This window comes from Caldimonas mangrovi (assembly GCF_023721835.1).
GTDB lineage: Bacteria > Pseudomonadota > Gammaproteobacteria > Burkholderiales > Burkholderiaceae_C > Caldimonas > Caldimonas mangrovi.
Genome location: NZ_JAMKFE010000006.1, coordinates 109531 through 125102 on the forward strand (window position 1 = coordinate 109531; position 15572 = coordinate 125102).

Here is a 15572-nt window from a genome sequence, read left to right on the forward strand (position 1 = left end):
CTTGTGGTCAAGTGCCACATTGCACTGCCGAGCCGGGAGTCCGCCCCGGCGGGCGGGTAACTTTCATTTGCTGGCCCAAATGAAAGTCACCAAAGCAAAGGGCCTGAAGAAGAACACCATGCACTCTGACCGTTGTGCCTCTTGCACTCGGTCCAGCGGGCGGCCTGTGAGAGCCGTGCTGGCTCGATGAGCCGCACACCTGTTGTTTCGGTCCGAAGCGGACCGAATACCGGGACCGAAGACAAGACGAACGGCGCCAGCCCTGCTCGGGCTCGCTACGCATCGCCCTGGCCGATCCTGACTTTCTCCAGGGTCACGCGCAGCGGACCCGTAGCGTTGGACGAGCAGGTGGTTCTAGCTCATTCGGCAGGGATCGACCGCCCGCTGGGCCGAGGGGAAGAAGGGCAACGGTGAGAGTGCATGGTGTTGCATTTGGGCCCTTTGCTTTGGTGACTTTCATTTGGGCCAGCAAATGAAAGTTACCCGCCCGCCGGGGCGGACTCCCGGCGCGGCAGCCCAACGGAGCACACATCATCAAAAGCGCCACGAAAGCCGCCACGAAAGCCGCCACGAAAGCCGCCACGAAAGCCGCCACGAAAGCCGCCACGAAAGCCGCCACGAAAGCCGCCACGAAAGCCACCGCGAAAGGCACGAAGCAGGTCACCCCCCCAGGCGCACTTGTGCCTGATCCACCCACACCGAAAGGCTCTCCAGCAAATCCTGCTGACTGAACGAACAACTCTCTTCGGTGAAGAGACTGCCGGATTCAAGCTGCATCAACAGCGATTCCAGTACCTGCCCGAATCTGTCAGGCAGGCCTTCGAGCCGGGGCGCATGGCTGCGGAACAGCCCCACCAACTCGTTCACCGGCAAAGTGCCGCCGCGCGTGGCGTCCAGCCCTTGCTGCAAGGCCGCGATGCTGTCATTCATGGCGCCTCCTCCGTGCGATGCCGCGGCGGCTCGACCACCACCCGCGCGTGCCGCTGGAACGTCCAGTACGCCCAGCCCCAATCCATCAACACCATCAGCCGGTTGCGAAACCCGATCAGGAAATAGATGTGCACGAACAGCCAGAACACCCAGGCGAAGTAGCCGCTGAAACGCAGGTTGCCGATCAGCGGCACGTCGACTTGCGCCACAGCCGCCTTGCGGCCGATGGTCGCCAGCGAGCCGTAGTCGATGTAGCGGAAGGGCCGCGTCGCCTCGCCGCGCAGCCGGCGTACGAGGTTGGCCGCGGCATGGCGGCCCATCTGCTTGGCGCCGGGGCTGACACCGGGCACCGGTGTCGGTTCGCCGCGCTTGGGATGGCTCTTGGCGGCCGCGAGGTCGCCGATCACCTGGATCTCCGGGTGGCCCGCGAGGCTCAGATCCGGCTCGACCACGACCCGGCCAGCCCGGTCCAGCGCCACGCCGGTGCTGGCCTGCAGCGCCTGGCCGAGCGGTGAGGCGGCGACGCCGGCCGCCCACACCACGGTGCGCGCCGGCAGCACGTAAGGCGCGTCCTGGCCCTGCATCTGCGCGGTGACGCCCTGCGCATCGATGTGCGTCACCCGGCAACCGGTGCGCACCTCGACGCCCAGCTTCTCGAGTTGCTCTTGCGCGCGCCGCGACAGGTCGGGCGGGAAGGCGCCGAGCACCCGGTCGGCGCCCTCGATCAGCACCACGCGCGCCTGGCGCGAGTCGATATGGCGGAACTCGTCGTGCAGCGTGTGATGGGCGATCTCGGCCATCGTGCCGGCCATCTCGACGCCGGTGGGGCCGGCGCCGATGACGGCGAAGGTCAGCCAGTGCTCGCGCTGCTCGGGGTAGCGCTCGGCCCGCTCGAAGGCCTTCAGTACCCGGTTGCGCAACTCGAAGGCATCCGCCAGCGTCTTCAGGCCGGGGGCGTGGCGCGCCCACTCGTCGCGCCCGAAGTAGCTGTGCGTGGCGCCGGCGGCGACGATCAGGTGGTCGTAGCGGATGCAGGCACCGTCGTCGAGTTGCACCTCGCGCCGTTGCGCGTCGATGCCGGTCACGTCGCCGAGCAACACCGTCAACTGCCCTCGCTGCATCTGGCGCCGCAGGATGTGGCGGATCGGCGCCGAGATTGCCGGTGCAGCCAGGCCGGCGGTCGCGACCTGGTACAGCAGCGGCTGGAACAGGTGGTGGTTGGTGCGGTCGATCAGCGTGATGTCGACATCGGTGCGCGCCAGCGCGCGGGTGGCTTCCAGCCCACCGAAACCGCAGCCGACGATCACGACGCGGGGGCGCTGGGGGAGGGGAGCAGCCATGTAGGGGCCTTTGCTTGTTGTTGTCCGACCGGCAGTGGAGTACCTTGGCAGGCAGTCTAGCAAGAGGCTGGCGGTGCTGCTGCGCCGCAACAAGGAGAGGGTTTGTGGGAACTTCGACACGCTTCGTTGAGGGTAGGTGCGCACTTTGTGCAGGGGGCGGTGCTACAAAGGCCGCACCCCGCCGCGCCCTGTCCGCGCCGCGAGGCCGGCCCCGATCGTGATCTCCACGCCGCCACCCATTCCCGTGCCGCCCGAAGCTTCGACGTCGGTGCTGCCGCACGTGCCGGTCCTGCGCGCGCTGGAGCACAGCCGCAGCCTGGTGCTGGTGACCGACCCGGGCGGTCGGGTGGTGTGGTGCAACCGGGCCTGGGCGGAGGTACCGAGAGGCCGCGATCCGCTGCACGGGGACTGGCGGGAGCTGCTGGTCTCGGTGCGGCGCGACGCCCCGCCGGCCAAGGTGCTGGCGGCGCTCGAAGCGCGCCAGCCGTTCACGGTCGACGTCGAGATGCAGTTGGCTGACGGCCGCCCCTGGTGGCAGCGTGTCGAAGCGACGCCGATGGGCAACGACGGCGGCTCCTTCGTCGGCTACCTGGCGGTGTCGAACGACATCACGGCGTTGAAGCTTGCCGAAGAAGCCGAACGACACACCGCGCGGCGCTACTGGCGCGTGATGGAGAGCACCCACGACGGCATCTGGGAACGCGACCTCGTCACCAACGTCAGCTGGTATTCCCCTCGCTTCAAGCAAATCCTCGGCTTCGCCGACCACGAGCTGCCCAACGACCGCGCCGTGATGAACGCGCGCATCCATCCAGACGACCTCGAGGCCTTTCACAGGCCCTACGAGGCGGCGCTGCGCGACGGCGGCCACTGGCGCTACCAGGTGCGCGTGCTGCACCGCAGCGGCGAGTACCGCTGGGTGCGCGGCCGGGCCCGGGCATGGCCGGGCGAGGACGGGCGCCCGGCCGTGCTGGTCGGCGCAATCACCGACGCACACGAGGAAATGCAGGCCGTCGAGGCACTGCGCAGCTACCAGGGGCAGCTCGAAGACCTGGTACGCGAGCGCACCGCGAAACTCGAAGCGGCGCGTGAAGAAGCCGAGCGCGCCAACCGGGCCAAGTCGCTGTTCCTCGCGAACATGAGTCACGAGATCCGTACGCCGCTCAACGGGGTGATGGGCATGACCGAGCTGGCGCTGCGCGCCGCGACCACCGACACCCAGCGCCGCTACCTCGAACTGGCACAGAGTTCGGGGGCGACGCTGCTGGCGATCATCAACGACGTGCTCGACTTCGCGAAGGCCGAAGCCGGCAAGATCGCGCTCGAGTCGATCGAGTTCGACCTCGGCGAGGTGCTGACGCTGACGGCGCGCGCGCTGATGCCGATGGCGCACGAGAAGGGGCTGGCGCTGCAGTTCGACTATCGCGGCGGGCTGTCCCAGATGGTGGGCGACCCGGCACGCTTGCGCCAGATCGTCACCAACCTGCTGTCCAATGCGATCAAGTTCACCGCCGCCGGCGAAGTCAGCCTGATCGCGCAGGTCGATGCCGAAGGCCCGGAGCGCTGCCGCGTCGTGATCGAGGTGGCCGACACCGGCATGGGCATGGATCAGGCCACCGCGGCACGCGTGTTCAAGCCCTTCGAGCAGGGCGACGCGACCGTTTCGCGTCGCGTCGGCGGCACCGGGTTGGGCCTGTCCATCGTGCGCAGCCTGTGCGAGCTGATGGAGGGCCACGTGTCGGTCGACAGCCGGCTCGGCGAGGGCTCCGTGTTCCGCGTCGAGCTGTCGCTGGCGCGTGCGCTACCCGAATCGGAGGCCGACGAGCCGGGCGAGGCCCGGGCACCGGGCCTGCCGGTGTGGCTGATCGCCGACCCACCGACGGGGCTGGAGTTGCTGGCGCAGCGCTTTGCGCGCCAAGGCTGGCGCCCGCGGGTGTTCGGTTCGATGGCCGACATACGCGAACATGCGCGCACGCTCGCATCGGCCGACGACGATCAGCCTGCGCTCGTCGTCGCGATCGAGCAGGGCGCATTCGGCGAGGAGCAACTGCTCGAACTGCGCCACTGCGTGCGGCGCGAGACCGAAGTGATCCTGCTCGTCGATGCGCGCTCGTCGGCCAGCGTCTCGCCGCAACGCAGCAGCGAACTCGGCGTGAAGGTCTACGTGGCGCCGTTCAGCCCGGGCGACATGCGCCAGCTCGCGCTGACACGACGCCTGCTGACGCGCGAGCGCACCGGCAACACGTCACCCACTCCGCTGAGCATGTCGCGCGGGAGGCTGTTCCTGGTGGTCGAGGACAACCCGGTCAACCAGTTGCTGGCCGAGGAGATGCTGCGCATGCTCGGCTTCGAGGCAGCCGTAGCGAGCGGCGGAGAAGAGGCGATCGAGCGCTGCATGAACGAGGCGCCGGGCGCGGTGCTGATGGACGTGCAGATGCCGGGCATGGACGGGCTCGAAGCAACGCGCCGGCTGCGGCTGCTGCAAGCCGAAGGGCACCTGCCGCCCTTCCCGATCATTGCGGCCACCGCGCATGCCAGCGAAGCCGATCGCAAGGCCTGCCTCGATGCCGGCATGGACGGCTACATCGCCAAGCCGCTGGACCTGCGCGTGATGCGCTCCGAGATTCGCCGCGCCTTGCGCCGCGCCGACGGCGACCTGGCCGACCCGCACGAAACCCGGTACTGAGGGCGCTCCGTCCGGCCGGCGGCGGGCCCTACACTGGCTGCATGCAAGATCCGGATGATGTCCTGGCGGTCGCCGCCACCCGCCGATGGCTGGAGCGCGCGGTGATCGGCCTCAACCTCTGCCCCTTTGCGAAGGCGGTGTACGTGAAGGAGCAGGTGCGCTACGTGGTCAGCCCGGCGCATACCGCCGAGGCGTTGCGCGCGGAGCTGGAGCGCGAACTGCAGTGGCTGGCCGCAGCCGACCCGGCCAAGACCGACACGACGCTGCTGATCCACCCGCACGTGTTGCAGGACTTCCTCGACTACAACGACTTCCTCGACGAAGCCGACCGCCTGCTGGCGGACCTGGGCCTCGAGGGCGAGTTGCAGGTGGCGAGCTTCCACCCGCGGTACCAGTTCGCGGGCACCGGTGAGGCCGACATCGAGAACTGCACGAACCGTTCGCCCTATCCGATGCTGCATCTGCTGCGAGAGGCCAGCATCGACCGTGCGGTCGCAGCCTTCCCCGAGACCGACGCGATTTACGAGGCGAACATGCAGACCTTGCGCGCACTGGGCCGTGAGGGCTGGGACCGCCTGATGACGAAGGACGAGGGCGCCCGGTGAGCGGGCTCTAAACTTGCGCGCCATGACCTTGCTGTTCGATGCCTTCTGGCGCGCGGTGGCCTATTGCCTGCACCCGCGCGTGATCCTGCTCTCGCTGCTGCCGCTGGTGCTGATCGCCGGTGCGGCCTTCGTGCTCGGCTGGTTCTTCTGGGAGCCGGCGGTGTCGGCGGTGGCCGGCGCGCTGATGCAATGGGAATTGCTCAAGACGGCGCGGCACTGGCTCGAAAGCGTGGGCGCCGCCGCTTTCTACGCCGTGCTGCCGCCGCTGATCGTGGTCGCCGTGGCGGTGCCGTTCATCATCGTTGCGTCGTTGCTGGCGGTCGGAATGCTGATGGCGCCGGCCATCGTGCGGCTGGTGGCGCAGCGGCGCTTTCCGCGGCTGGAGCGCGAGCAGGGTGCCTCGTTCTGGCAGAGTCTGGCGTGGATGCTCGGCTCCACCGCGATCGCGCTGGCAGCTCTTGTCGTCAGCATGCCGCTGTGGCTCATTCCGCCGCTGATCCTGTTGTTGCCTCCGCTGATCTGGGGCTGGCTGGCCTACCGCGTGATGAGCTTCGATGCGCTGGCCGAGCACGCCACGCGGGCCGAGCGCCGCGAGCTGATGCGCGCGCATCGCTGGCCGCTGGTGCTGATGGGCGTGCTGACCGGCTACGCGGGCGCCGCGCCGTCGGTGATCTGGGCTTTCGGTGCCGCGACGCTGATCCTGGCGCCGCTGCTGATCGTCGCGTCGGTGTGGCTCTACACCTTGGTGTTCGCGTTCTCGTCGCTGTGGTTCACGCATTTCGCACTGGCCGCGTTGCACGTGCAGCGCGAGCGCCATCGCGCCGCGCAACCCCTGCCCGGCGGCTATGCGCGTTCCGAACCTGCGCCGTTGCTGATCGAGTCCGACCCGCCGGCCGCACCGCCTGCCATCCCCTGACCCGGAGCTTTCCTCATGCCATTCGGACTCATCATCGTCGGCGACGAGATCCTGTCGGGCAAGCGCCAGGACAAGCACCTGCCCAAGGTGATCGACCTGCTCGGCGCGCGCGGCCTGTCGTTGCACTGGGCGCGCTATGTCGGCGACGATCCTCAGCGCCTGGAGGCTGCCTTGCGAGAAGCTTTCGCCGGTGGTGATGTGGTGTTCTCTTGCGGCGGCATCGGCGCCACCCCTGATGACCACACGCGACAGTGCGCAGCCCGGGCGCTCGGTGCCGAGTTGGCGCTGCATGAAGGTGCGAAGGCGTTGATCCTCGAGCGCATGCAGGACGTTGCGCGCGAGCAGGGCGTGCCGCATGAACCCGACCGCGCCGACAACGTGCACCGGCTCAACATGGGCGTGTTCCCGGTGGGTGCCGAACTGATTCCCAACCCTTACAACAAGATCCCGGGCTTTTCCGTCGGCACGGTGCACTTCGTCCCCGGCTTTCCCGTCATGGCGTGGCCGATGATCGAATGGGTGCTGGAGCACCGTTATGCCGAATTGTTCCATCGCAACCCCGTGACCGAGAAATCGGTCGTCGTCTACGGCTCGATGGAAGCGACGTTGACGCCGCTGATGGAAGAGATCGAAACCCGTTTCGCCGGCGTCAAGGTGTTCAGCCTGCCGAGTGTGGACCACCCACAGCATGGCAGGCATATCGAACTCGGCGTCAAGGGGGCGGCGGAGCTGGTGTGGAGCGCCTATCCGGCGCTGCTCGCCGGGTTGCATCGGCTCGGCGTTCCACTGGGCCCCGAATTGGTGCGCTGACCGGGACACGGCTCGCCCTTGAATGGTGCCTCGATATGCACTATGTTGGTGCTTTTCGCGCGGGCAGCGGGCGTGTGCCGTCGCGGCCCTCGCCGAGCGTGGCATCCCGTGCAGTCCCACCGTCCGAAGCCGCTTCCAGGCACCCTTTTCGCGAGGCCGGGCAGGCGTTGCGTTCGGCAGAAATTGGCATGCTTTCTGCTACATTCCAGTGCGTTTTTTGGCAGTCGAGCGGCTGCAAGAACCTTACGAACCGGCGGCCTGCGGGCCGCCGATTCATGTCCCCCACTCACACAACCGTCCGCTAGGAGCACCTGATGGCCAACAAGACCGTCGCCGACGTGATGAAGATGGTGAAGGAGAACGAAGTCAAGTTCGTCGACTTCCGTTTCACCGACACCCGTGGCAAGGAGCAGCACGTGTCCGTGCCGATCTCTGCCTTCGATGAAGACAAGTTCACGTCGGGTCACGCGTTCGACGGTTCCTCGATCGCCGGCTGGAAGGGCATCGAAGCCTCCGACATGCTGCTGATGCCGGATCCCAACACCGCCAACATCGACCCGTTCTACGAAGAGCCGACGCTGTTCCTGAGCTGCGACGTGCTGGAGCCGGGCGATGGCAAGCCCTACGAGCGCGATCCGCGTTCGCTGGCCAAGCGTGCCGAGGCCTACCTCAAGTCCTCCGGCATCGGCGACGCGGCGTTCTTTGGCCCCGAGCCCGAGTTCTTCGTGTTCGACAGCGTGCGTTGGAACGTCGACATGTCCGGCTCGTTCTCGAAGATCGAGGCCGAGGAAGCCGCCTGGAACACCGGCAAGGAATACGAACACGGCAACACCGGCTACCGTCCCTCGGTGAAGGGCGGCTACTTCCCGGTGCCTCCGGTCGATTCCGGGCAGGACCTGCGCTCCGAAATGTGTCTGCTGCTCGAGCAGATGGGCATTCCGGTCGAGGTGCATCACCACGAAGTGGCGAACGCCGGCCAGATGGAAATCGGCACCAAGTTCAGCACGCTGGTCCAGCGCGCCGACTGGCTGCAACTGCAGAAGTACATCATCACGAACGTCGCCCATGCCTACGGCAAGACCGCGACCTTCATGCCCAAGCCCATCGTCGGCGACAACGGCTCGGGCATGCACGTGCACCAGTCGGTCTGGAAGGACGGCAAGAACCTGTTCGCCGGCGACGGCTACGCGGGCCTGTCCGACTTCGCGCTGTACTACATCGGCGGCATCATCAAGCACGCCCGCGCGCTGAACGCCATCACCAACCCGACCACCAACAGCTACAAGCGGCTGGTGCCCGGCTTCGAAGCGCCGGTCAAGCTGGCCTATTCCAGCCGCAATCGCTCCGCCTCGATCCGCATTCCGTACGTCGCCAACCCGAAGGGCCGCCGCATCGAAGCGCGTTTCCCGGACCCCCTGGCCAACCCGTACCTGTGCTTCTCGGCGCTGCTGATGGCCGGCCTCGACGGTGTCGAGAACAAGATCCACCCGGGCGAGGCAGCGACCAAGGACCTGTACCACCTGCCGCCGGAAGAAGACGCGAAGATCCCGACCGTCTGCCACAGCCTGGACCAGGCGCTCGAGTATCTCGACAAGGACCGCGCTTTCCTGACCAAGGGCGGCGTGTTCACCGACTCGTACATCGACGCCTACATCGAGCTGAAGATGCAGGAAGTGACCCGCTTCCGCATGACGACCCACCCGGTCGAGTTCGACATGTACTACGCGCTCTGATCCTTACGGTTCGGGCCCCGGAAAGGACGGCTGCGGCCGTCCTTTTCGCTTTTGGGGCCGTTACGGGGCGTGCAGAGTTGGCGCTCACCCGGAATTGGCCGATACTCGCGCCTGTTTCCGGTGAACCGACCGGGCCGTCCTGCTGTCCAATGGCGACTGCTGGAATCCGAGAAAAATCGATCATGCGCCGCCTTGAAGTCTCTTTCGCCGCTGTCCTGAGCGTGATGGCTGCCGGCACTGCGCTGGCCCAGGGGCAGGTGTATCGCTGCCCTGGCAACAATTTCACCAATTCGCTGACCCCCAAGGAAGCCGAAGAGCGCGGCTGCAAGGTGGTCGAGGGCGGCAACGTGACGGTGGTGCAATCGCGCCCGCCCGCGGCGAAGGCACCCGCGGTTGCGCCGGCGCCCCGGTCGGCCGAGTCGCGCGTCAGCGACAACGATCAGCGTGCACGCGACAGCGACGCCCGCCGCATCCTCGAAAACGAACTCAAGCGCGAGGAAGAACAGCTCGCCAACTTGCAGAAAGAGTTCAACAACGGCGAGCCCGAGCGGCTCGGCAACGAGCGCAACTACCAGAAATACCTGGACCGCGTGGCCGAGCTGAAGGCCAACATCGCCCGCAAGGAAAGCGACATCGCGTCGATCAAGCGCGAGCTGTCCAAGCTGCCGGCGGCCCAGTAGGCTGTCCGTTACTCTCGGGACCCTTCGCTTGGCCAAGTCGTCGCAGGAGCGCCTCGCGGCGTCTTCGCCCTATCTCGCCTTCGATCATCTCGCCACGATGGTGGCGCTGGTGCACACCGACGGCGCTTGCCTGTTCGTCAACTCGGCGTTCGAGACCGTGCTGGGGTTGTCGCGCCGCAGCATGCTGCGCGGCTCGCTGTTCGACTGGATGGTCGAGCCCGACACCTTGCGTGAGACGGTGGGGGCCGTGGCCCGCAACGACTTCTCGATCAGCCGCTTCGAAGGCTTGCTCAAGCGGCCGCCCGGCGCATCCGGTGACCCGCTGCCGGTGCACGTGATCGTCACCCAGACCGACCAGCCGGACCTCGCGCTGGTGGAGCTGGTCGAGATCGAGCAGCAGACCCGGCAGGACCGTGAGGAACGTGCGCTCGACCAGGCGCAGGCCACCAAGGAGCTGATCCGCAACCTCGCGCACGAGATCAAGAACCCGCTGGGGGGTATCCGTGGCGCGGCGCAGCTGCTGCAGATGGAGGTCGAGTCGCGCGGGTTGTCGGAGTACACCCAGGTCATCATCCACGAGGCGGATCGGCTGCAGGCGCTGGTCGACCGGCTGCTGGCGCCGCACCGCAAGCCCCATGTGGTCAGCGACGTCAACATCCACGAAGTCTGCGAACGCGTGCGCTCGCTGATCCTGGCCGAGTTTCCGCGGGGCCTGAAGGTGCTGCGCGACTACGACACGTCGATCCCCGAGTTCCGCGGCGACCGCGAGCAACTGATCCAGGCGGTGCTCAACATCGCGCACAACGCGGCTGAAGCGCTGGGCGAGCGCATCGCCGGCGGCGACGCCTGCCTGCAGCTCAAGACGCGCATCGCACGTCAGGTGACGCTCGGCAAGCAGCGTTATCGTCTGGCATTGGAATTGCATATCCTCGACAACGGCCCGGGGGTTCCCGAGTCGATCCGCGATCGCATCTTCTACCCGTTGGTGTCGGGGCGCGAGAGCGGGTCGGGTCTGGGACTCACGTTGGCGCAAACCTTCGTGCAGCAGCACCACGGCACGATCGAATGCGAGAGCGTTCCCGGAAACACGGACTTCAAGATCCTGATTCCGCTTCCTTGAGGTGAGTTTTCATCCAGCAGGGAATGCGGGGCAGGCCCGGGAAGACAAGGACTGCAGGCGACGCATGAAACCCATCTGGATCGTTGACGACGACCAATCCATCCGCTTCGTGCTGGAGAAGGCACTGGCGCGCGAAGAACTGCCGGTGCGCAGCTTCACCAACCCCAAGGACGTGCTCGCGGCGCTGGACGACAACGACGAACCCCAGGTGCTGGTCTCCGACATCCGCATGCCCGGCGGCTCGGGCATCGACCTGCTGGCGAAGGTCAAGGAGCGTCATCCCGGCCTGCCCGTCATCATCATGACGGCCTACTCCGATCTCGACAGTGCCGTCTCCGCCTTTCAGGGCGGCGCGTTCGAGTACCTGCCCAAGCCCTTCGATCTGCCGAAGGCGGTGGAGCTGATCCGACGTGCGGTCGACGAGAGCGTGCGCGAAGAGGTGGGCGACGAGCGCTATGCGCAGATGCCCGAGATGCTGGGCCAGGCGCCGGCCATGCAGGACGTCTTCCGTGCGATCGGCCGCTTGAGCCAGAGCAACGTGACGGTGCTGATCACCGGCGAATCGGGCTCGGGCAAGGAACTGGTCGCGCGGGCGCTGCACAAGCACAGCCCGCGTGCCAGCGGGCCCTTCGTCGCGATCAACACCGCGGCCATTCCGAAGGACCTGCTCGAGAGCGAGCTGTTCGGCCACGAGCGCGGTGCCTTCACCGGCGCGCAGACGATGCGGCGCGGCCGCTTCGAGCAGGCCGATGGCGGGACGCTGTTCCTCGATGAGATCGGCGACATGCCGTTCGACCTGCAGACGCGCTTGTTGCGCGTGCTGAGCGATGGGCAGTTCTATCGGGTCGGCGGCCACCAGCCGCTGAAGAGCAACGTGCGCGTGATCGCCGCAACCCACCAGAACCTGGAGGAACGCGTCAAGCAGGGCGTGTTCCGGGAAGACCTGTTCCACCGCCTCAATGTGATCCGGCTGCGCCTGCCGGCCTTGCGCGAGCGTCGCGAAGACGTCGCCGGGCTGGCGCGCTTTTTCCTGCAGAAGAGCGCAAAGGAGCTGGGCGTCGAGGCCAAGCGCATCTCGGAGCCCGCGCTCGCGCGCCTGACCTCGTTCGACTATCCCGGCAACGTGCGTCAGCTCGAGAACGTCTGCCACTGGCTGACGGTGATGGCGCCGGCGCAAGTGATCGAGGACAAGGACCTGCCGCCGGAACTGCTCGGCGAGGCGACGATGTCGCCCAAGCCGCAGGTCAGCATCGAGTCGTCCGCGATCGCCTCGCCGCCGCCGGTGCAATGGCCGGCACCTGCCGTGGCCGGCTACGAGCCGCCGGTGCCTGCACCCGACCCCATCGCGTCCCTCACCAGCGCGCCGAGCACTGCGATGGGCGCGTGGATCATGGATCTGGAGCGCGAGGCGCGCCATCTGCTGGAGTCGGGCCGCCCCGAGGTGTGGGACGCGCTGACGCGCCAGTTCGAGGCCTGTCTGATCCACACCGCGCTCGAAATCACGCGCGGGCGCCGCATTGAGGCGGCACAGAAGCTCGGCATCGGCCGCAACACCATCACGCGCAAGATCCAGGAGCTGGGGTTGGACGACTGACGAGGTGGCTGCGGGGGCCTCGGTTCGCTTTGAGGTGGTAGTTTTCGCAAGCCCGGCACCTCTACGCGAGGTCTGCGGCATAAACGGGCTGCACCACGAGCAACCAACGTGCCGCCCATTTACACGCGTCTTCCCTTGCAGCAACTTGCGACGGCAGCCCGTTTGCGACTGACGGCGCAGTCGGCACCGTCCGCTCCGGCTGCGAATCCGCTGTTGCGCCCCGGCGCGCCACCGCTTCCTCCTCGCCCGGGGGTACCGCCGGCGCGCCCAGGGCCGGCAGCAGGCGGCTTCGGCCCTCCTCGTCAGTCGTTGCAACAGCTTTTGCCCCCTGGTCATCACGGGGCCGCACCCTTTTCCGGTGCCGTGTTCGCAGGGCAGGGGACGCCTTTTCCATCGCATCCGGCCGGCTTTCCTCCCCACGCTGCTTCGCAGCTGCCATCTGGGCCGCCTGGTGTGTGGCCGAGGCCGGGGCCAACGCATCGCCCCCCGACCCATGGGGGGGCGTGGCAGCCACGACCCCAGGGCCAGGTGCAGTCGCAGATGCAGCAGCACCATCAAGCACCTGCCTATGCGCCCCATCAGCCGGCCGGCCTCTGGCAGCCTCAGATGCAGCAGCACCCGGCAACGCAGCAGAGGCCCGGGCTATGGCAGCCGCCAGCGCAGTCGCAAGCGCCGATGCAACCGCAACTGCCTGAGGCACCGGCGTATATGCCGCACCGGCCCACCGTGCAAATCCATCGGCCGCAGGGCGCCTACCTCTCTGCTCCGTACCGGCCGACGCCACCCCAATCGCATCTACCACCCCAGCCGGCGGGTCTCTGGCGGCCACCACCGCAGATGCAGCACGCCGCGCCGCAGCAGAGGCCCGGGCTGTGGCAGCCGCCGGCGCGAATGCACGCGCCGATGCAACTGCATCCCCATGAGGCGCCTTCCTCCGTGTCGCACCCGCCGGTGCGTCTCTGGCAGCCGCCACCGCAGACGCAGCCGCCCATGCGACCGCAGCCTCACCAGACACTGGCCCATGTGCCGCACCAGCCTGCCGCGCAGATGCACCGGCCGCAGGCCGCCCACCCCTCCGTTGCGTACCGGCCGACGCCACCCCGACCGCAGGTGCCACCGCAGCCGGCGAGTCTCTGGCAGCCACCACCGCAGATGCAGCAGCAGGCCGCGCCGCAGCAAAGGCCCGGGCTGTGGCAGCCGCCACCGCAGATCCAGCGGCCGGCGCAGACCGGCGTGCAGCATCATGGGGCGCCGGTTGGCCAGGCAAACGGCCCTGCCAATGCTCAGTCCTCGCCCGCGTTTCAGGGGTCACCGACGGCAGGCTCACAAACGTCGGCGACGCCACCCGGTTCGCACCGCCGCCGCACTCGGGAAGAGATCGAGGCCGGTGTGCCGCGGCGCGATGCCTCGCCCGGGCGTTCCACGGGCGCATCGCCGGCAGGAACCGGGGGCCTCGGTGCGGCGTTGGACAGCGGCGACTGGCGCAAGGCGCTGAAACTCGGTGATGTGCCAGACGCATCGGACATGGCCATGCTCGTCCAGTCGTGCGCGGAGCGCCAGGACATGGAGGCGTTGCTTGGTGGGCTGCGCGCGAATCGCGAAAGCGTGGACCAGCAGGTCCAGGCGCTGGCGAGTGCCGCGCAAGGCCATCCCTCGGGCCCACAGAAGCTGCAGGAAGCCCGCACGAACGCGCTGAAGGAAATCGGCGACGCCGAGAACTATGTGCGAGAGCAGATGGCGTGGCGCTTCCCACAACGGTGAGAACCGCTTGCGGCTGTGCCGATCCCGTCGATTGGCCTCCACTTTGAGCGATGGGTAGCAGCGTCCGCAGAGCACCGCAGGGAACGGGTCTTCGTCCGCACGTCGCCGGCGCCCGCGTTCAAGCCCGCAGCGTGACCATCACTGGCGCGTGATCGCTCGGCCGTTCGTTCTTGCGCGGCGCCTTGTCGATCTCGCAGGCGCTGACCCTCGCCTTCAGCGCTTCGCTGACGAGGATGTGGTCGATGCGCAGGCCTTGGTTCTTGCGGAAGGCGAGGTTGCGGTAGTCCCACCAGGACCAGCACTTCGGCGGCTGCTCGAACAGCCGGAAGGCGTCGTGCAGGCCCAGGCCGATGAGCTGACGGAAATGCTCGCGTTCTTCGTCGGTGCAGTGGATCTGACCGGCCCAGGCCGCCGGGTCGTGCACGTCGCGGTCTTCGGGCGCGATGTTGAAGTCGCCCATCAGCACCAGTGCCGGGTGGCACTGCAGTTCGCTGTGCAGCCATGCGCGCAGCGCGCTCAGCCACTGCATCTTGTAGGCGAACTTCTCGCTGCCCGGTGCCTGGCCATTGGGGAAGTACGCACCGATCACGCGCAGTTCGCCGACGGTGCCGGCGATCACGCGTGCCTGTTCGTCATCGAAACCGAAGATGTTCCTGGCGATGTCCCGAGCGGGTTCGCGCGACAGCAGCGCGACGCCGTTGTAGGTCTTCTGCCCGAACCACTGGGGGTGGTAGCCGGCCTCGCTCAGCACCTCGTGCGGGAACTTGTCGTCGGTGAGCTTGGTTTCCTGCAGCACGACCACGTCGGGCTGCTGCAGCTTCAGCCAGTCGAGCAACTGCGGCAGGCGCACCGCCAGCGAGTTGACGTTCCAGGTCGCGAGTTTCATGCGGCGGGGCGGTCCTTCTTGCGGTGGTAGGTCACGAAGTGGTAGGTCCAGCCTTCGGGGGCCTGATGCGTTTCGCGCGCGACTTCGTCGAAGGCGCTGCGATCCCACGCCGGAAAGCGGGTGTCGCCTTCGAAGTCGCGGTCGATCTCGGTCAGGATCAGCTCGTCGACCAGCGGCAGCGCCTCGGCATACACCTGCGCCCCGCCGATGATGAACACCTTGCTCGCGTGCTTCAGCAGTTCGAGCGCGGCCGGCAGCGACGGCGCCTCTTCGACGCCCGGGGCGGTCCAGTGCGGGTCGCGCGTGATGACCACGTTGCGCCGGCCGGGCAGCGGCTTGCCGATCGAGTCGAAGGTCTTGCGGCCCATCAGCACCGGGCAACCGATGGTGACGCGCTTGAAGTGCTGCAGGTCTTCGGGCAGGTGCCAGATCAGGCTGTTGTCGCGCCCGATCACGCCGTTGCGGGCGACGGCGGCAATGATGCTCAGCTGGGGCAGGTCGGGCGTGTTCA

Annotated in this window: 13 protein-coding genes; 9 read left to right on the forward strand and 4 right to left on the reverse strand. The window is 67.5% G+C overall.

The window, feature by feature from the left end:
* Positions 1-660: 660 nt before the first annotated feature.
* Entirely contained in the window at positions 661-930 is a 270-nt protein-coding gene (locus tag M8A51_RS11825; RefSeq protein WP_251778650.1) for a hypothetical protein, read from the reverse strand.
* Positions 927-2270, reverse strand: a complete 1344-nt coding sequence (locus M8A51_RS11830; protein ID WP_251778652.1) for an NAD(P)/FAD-dependent oxidoreductase — start codon at positions 2268-2270, stop codon at positions 927-929. Before M8A51_RS11830 ends, M8A51_RS11825 begins: the two co-directional genes overlap by 4 nt.
* A 217-nt stretch (positions 2271-2487) precedes the next feature.
* On the opposite strand from M8A51_RS11830, the gene M8A51_RS11835 reads away from it, so the two are divergent.
* From M8A51_RS11835 to M8A51_RS11875, 9 genes are all read left to right on the forward strand, one after another.
* Entirely contained in the window at positions 2488-4956 is a 2469-nt protein-coding gene (locus M8A51_RS11835; protein ID WP_251778654.1) for a PAS domain-containing hybrid sensor histidine kinase/response regulator, read from the forward strand.
* A gap of 41 nt (positions 4957-4997) precedes the next feature.
* Positions 4998-5561: a DUF1415 domain-containing protein gene (locus tag M8A51_RS11840; RefSeq protein ID WP_251778656.1), complete on the forward strand. Its 564-nt coding sequence runs from the start codon at positions 4998-5000 to the stop codon at positions 5559-5561.
* 22 nt (positions 5562-5583) lie between these two features.
* Positions 5584-6477, forward strand: a complete 894-nt coding sequence (locus M8A51_RS11845; protein ID WP_251778658.1) for an EI24 domain-containing protein — start codon at positions 5584-5586, stop codon at positions 6475-6477.
* 15 nt (positions 6478-6492) lie between these two features.
* Entirely contained in the window at positions 6493-7287 is a 795-nt protein-coding gene (locus tag M8A51_RS11850; protein WP_251778659.1) for a competence/damage-inducible protein A, read from the forward strand.
* 314 nt (positions 7288-7601) lie between these two features.
* On the forward strand, positions 7602-9020 hold the full coding sequence (gene glnA, locus M8A51_RS11855) for a type I glutamate--ammonia ligase (RefSeq protein ID WP_251778661.1): 1419 nt from the start codon (positions 7602-7604) through the stop codon (positions 9018-9020).
* Positions 9021-9202: 182 nt separating this feature from the next.
* The gene (locus M8A51_RS11860; protein ID WP_251778662.1) at positions 9203-9700 is read left to right on the forward strand and encodes a hypothetical protein; all 498 of its coding nucleotides are present in this window, start codon (positions 9203-9205) and stop codon (positions 9698-9700) included.
* A 28-nt stretch (positions 9701-9728) separates the two neighbouring features.
* On the forward strand, positions 9729-10820 hold the full coding sequence (glnL, locus tag M8A51_RS11865) for a nitrogen regulation protein NR(II) (RefSeq protein ID WP_259371961.1): 1092 nt from the start codon (positions 9729-9731) through the stop codon (positions 10818-10820).
* 64 nt (positions 10821-10884) lie between these two features.
* Complete coding sequence (ntrC, locus tag M8A51_RS11870; protein ID WP_251778664.1) at positions 10885-12414, forward strand: nitrogen regulation protein NR(I); 1530 nt, start codon at positions 10885-10887, stop codon at positions 12412-12414.
* 1152 nt (positions 12415-13566) lie between these two features.
* On the forward strand, positions 13567-14175 hold the full coding sequence (locus tag M8A51_RS11875) for a hypothetical protein (protein ID WP_251778666.1): 609 nt from the start codon (positions 13567-13569) through the stop codon (positions 14173-14175).
* Between the two features lie 118 nt (positions 14176-14293).
* On the opposite strand, the gene xth is transcribed toward M8A51_RS11875, so the two are convergent.
* A complete protein-coding gene (gene xth, locus M8A51_RS11880; protein WP_251778667.1) occupies positions 14294-15061 on the reverse strand; it encodes an exodeoxyribonuclease III in 768 nt (255 codons plus the stop codon).
* A complete protein-coding gene (locus tag M8A51_RS11885; RefSeq protein WP_251778869.1) occupies positions 15058-15558 on the reverse strand; it encodes a dihydrofolate reductase in 501 nt (166 codons plus the stop codon). Before M8A51_RS11885 ends, xth begins: the two co-directional genes overlap by 4 nt.
* Positions 15559-15572 lie beyond the last annotated feature (14 nt).

What these genes read in the sequence shown, in the direction of transcription:
- M8A51_RS11850 (WP_251778659.1), top strand. Translation starts at nt 6,493, where the DNA reads ATGCCATTCGGACTCATCATCGTCGGCGACGAGATCCTGTCGGGCAAG.
- M8A51_RS11830 (WP_251778652.1), bottom strand. Translation starts at nt 2,270, where the DNA reads ATGGCTGCTCCCCTCCCCCAGCGCCCCCGCGTCGTGATCGTCGGCTGC.
- xth (WP_251778667.1), bottom strand. Translation starts at nt 15,061, where the DNA reads ATGAAACTCGCGACCTGGAACGTCAACTCGCTGGCGGTGCGCCTGCCG.
- glnA (WP_251778661.1), top strand. Translation starts at nt 7,602, where the DNA reads ATGGCCAACAAGACCGTCGCCGACGTGATGAAGATGGTGAAGGAGAAC.
- M8A51_RS11875 (WP_251778666.1), top strand. Translation starts at nt 13,567, where the DNA reads ATGCAGCAGCAGGCCGCGCCGCAGCAAAGGCCCGGGCTGTGGCAGCCG.
- M8A51_RS11825 (WP_251778650.1), bottom strand. Translation starts at nt 930, where the DNA reads ATGAATGACAGCATCGCGGCCTTGCAGCAAGGGCTGGACGCCACGCGC.
- ntrC (WP_251778664.1), top strand. Translation starts at nt 10,885, where the DNA reads ATGAAACCCATCTGGATCGTTGACGACGACCAATCCATCCGCTTCGTG.
- M8A51_RS11845 (WP_251778658.1), top strand. Translation starts at nt 5,584, where the DNA reads ATGACCTTGCTGTTCGATGCCTTCTGGCGCGCGGTGGCCTATTGCCTG.
- M8A51_RS11840 (WP_251778656.1), top strand. Translation starts at nt 4,998, where the DNA reads ATGCAAGATCCGGATGATGTCCTGGCGGTCGCCGCCACCCGCCGATGG.
- M8A51_RS11860 (WP_251778662.1), top strand. Translation starts at nt 9,203, where the DNA reads ATGCGCCGCCTTGAAGTCTCTTTCGCCGCTGTCCTGAGCGTGATGGCT.